The organism is Burkholderia sp. E168m15 (assembly GCF_016586105.1).
GTDB lineage: Bacteria > Pseudomonadota > Gammaproteobacteria > Burkholderiales > Burkholderiaceae > Burkholderia > Burkholderia orbicola.
In genome coordinates, this window is sequence record NZ_BCPO01000114.1 from 1 (window position 1) to 2,788 (window position 2,788).

The 2,788-nt window shown below is 72.8% G+C and carries 1 pseudogene; it reads right to left on the reverse strand.

The window, feature by feature from the left end:
* A pseudogene (locus JMF86_RS18265) lies at window positions 1-2,788 on the reverse strand (LWXIA domain-containing protein); the annotation flags it as partial.

Consider the following 2,788-nt stretch of genomic DNA (forward strand, 5'->3'; position numbering starts at 1 on the left):
AGACGGGGCGCTGCCACACGTTCGCGAGCCAGGCGGCGGCATCGCGGCCGTTGCGTGCCGACAGAATCACCGACGAGCCGGGCAGGCCGAGCACCGAACGGTGCGCGAGCGTGACCTCGACCGGCGTGTACGGCCGGCCGTCCGGATCGACGAGGCGGCCTTGCGCGTCGGTGACGCCATGCACGATCACGATGCGGCCGTCGCGGTCGTAGGACAGCGGGCCCGAGCGGTCCAGCGTCAGCGCGTCGACGCCGGCCACCGGCTTGCCGTCGAACGGCGATGCCTTCACCGGACGCGCGCGCGACCATGCGGTTTCTTCGGCGAGCGTCGCGGCCGTCTCGCGCGGCGCCGGCATCGTGACGCCGGTGTGCCGCGCGGCCTGCGCGTGACGCCGATACAGCTCGCCGTAGGTCACGCCGCCGTCGAGCGACGTCGGGCTGTGCTCGAACGCGTCGGCGAGACGCGCGAGCGAGGCGGCGTCGCCGGCCCGCGCGCGACCGTATTCGTTGGCGATCGCGTCGGGCAGCGCGACGTGGCGGCCGATGTCGATGCCGAGGTTCGCGCGGATCTCGTCGCGCACCGCGAATGCGTTGACCTGCGCGCGCGCCTCGGCGAGCAGCGCGCTGCGCACGTAGCGCTGCGTCGAGCCGTAGTCGAGCCCGAGCGTGCCGGTCGCGGCCTCGAGCGCATGGCGGGCTTCGTGCGCGAGCACGTAGACCATCGATCCGGTCGACTGCAGTCCGCCGTCGATCGTGACGCGCCGCCGTCGCGTGTCGATCTTGCTGCCGGCGCCGGGCTTGCCGCGCACGACTTTCCAGCCTGCGTCGGCGCCGAGCCGAAGCTGCTGCGACAGCAGGCTCGATGCGTCGATCAGCCGGTACGCTTCCTTCGGCAGCGGCGCGCCGCCAAAGCGCATCCGCACGCGCGTGATGACCGACGGCTTTTGCACGAACGCATCGGGCGGCGGCGTTTCGGCGAGTCGCGGATGCGCGAGTTCGACGTGGCCGCGCTCGAGGCCTTGCGTCAGCGCGCGCTCGATCACCGCGAGCCGCTGCAGCGTGGTGAAATGCTCGCCCGCGCCCATGCCGATCGCACCGGGGTCGCTCAGCAGGAAGTCGCCGCCGCGCGTGAAGAGGCCTTGCAGGTCGAAGCCGATGCCCGTGCGTTCGACGACTTCGCGAATCTGCCGGAGGTGCTCGAGCGCCGCGCGCGACACCACGTGCGGCAGCGCGCCCGTCTCGAAGCCGAAGCTGTGGAACACGCCGAGCGGCCGGTACAGCACGGCGACGCGGTTCAGCGCGGAGAACGGGCCGTCCATCGTCACGGTCTTCAGCCCGTACGACGCGAGATCGTCGAGTGCGATGCTCTCGTCGATCGCCGCCTCGATCTGGCGGGCTTCCGACGTATGCGGACCGTTGTCGTAAACCGCGAGCGCGGCATCGTGGCCGAGCGCGAACACGGTTTTTTCGGCGCCGGCGCCGAGCAGCTCGCCGACGTGACGCTCGACGTCGATCCGCGCGGCCGGATTGCCTTCGAGGTGCACGCCTTCGGCGTCGGCCGTCAGTTGCCCGAGATCGTGCGGTGCCGCGGGCGCCGGGTCGTAGCGACGGAACACGCCGGTGTCGAGCAGCGCCGCGCGTTCGCCGACCGCGTGCGGGGGCGGCGCGTACACCGGCCGCTGCCACAGATTCGCGAGCCCGGCGGCGGCCGCCTCGCCGCCGTGCTTCGCGGACAGCACGATCGAATAGCCCTCCTTGACCAGGAACGACGGCGCCTGGTCGAGCGCGTATTCATGCACGCCGGCCGGCTGCCCGCCCGCGAGCAGCGTGCCGTCCGGCAACGTGTCGGCGTGCAGCATCAGCACGCCTTCGTCCTCCAGCATCGTGAAGTGGCGGCTGCGTGCCGCCTGCAGGTCGGCCGCCGCGGGCACGGGCCCATCGCCGAACGGCGACGCATATTCGGCATGCGCGCGGCTCCATGCCACGCGTTCGTCGAAGCTGCGCACGCCGTGCGGTGTGCCGCCGGTCTCGTGCGTCTGCGGCGCGGGCATCCGGCGCGGGATGCCGCCGCGGCGCTTCTGGCGCGACCACACGTCGTCGTAGAAATCGCGGTAGGTTTCGCCGTCGCGGCCCGACACGGGCGCATCCGCGAATGCGTCGACGAGGCGTCCGACCGTGCCCGCATAGTCGTGCGACGGCGCGCGCCATGCGTCGCCTTCGCGCTCGATCGCATCCGGCAGGCGCACGTGCGCGGCAATGTCGCCGCCGCCCGCGAGCTCGATTTCGTAGCGTGCCTCGAACGCGTTGATCTGCGCGCGCGCCTCGGCTTCGAGCGCCTTGCGCGTGAAGCGGCTGCGGTTGCCGTAGTCGAGGTTCAGCACGCCGGCCATCGCCTCGACCGCGTGACGCGCTTCGTGCGCGAGCGTATACGTGATGCTGCCCGGATGCTGGAGCGCGCCGTCGATCGTCACGCGGCGCTTGCGCGGATCGATGCGGCTGCCGCCGCCGCGCTTGCCGAGCGTCACGCGCCAGCCGGCGTCCTGCAGCATGCGCAGTTGCGTGGCGAGCGTGCCCGACTGCATCGCGAGTGCCTGCGCGGCTTCGGGCAGCGCCGCGCCGCCGAAGCGCATCTGCATCCGCGTGACCCAGCCCGGTTTCGACGCGCCGGGGTCGGGCGGGGCGGTCTCGGTCGTTTCCGGGTGCGCGGCGGCGAGGCCGATGTCGTCGTTCGCCGCGGTGCGGCGCTCGCCGCCCGCCGGCGCGCGGGCGGCCCGGCCGTGCGCGTCGTC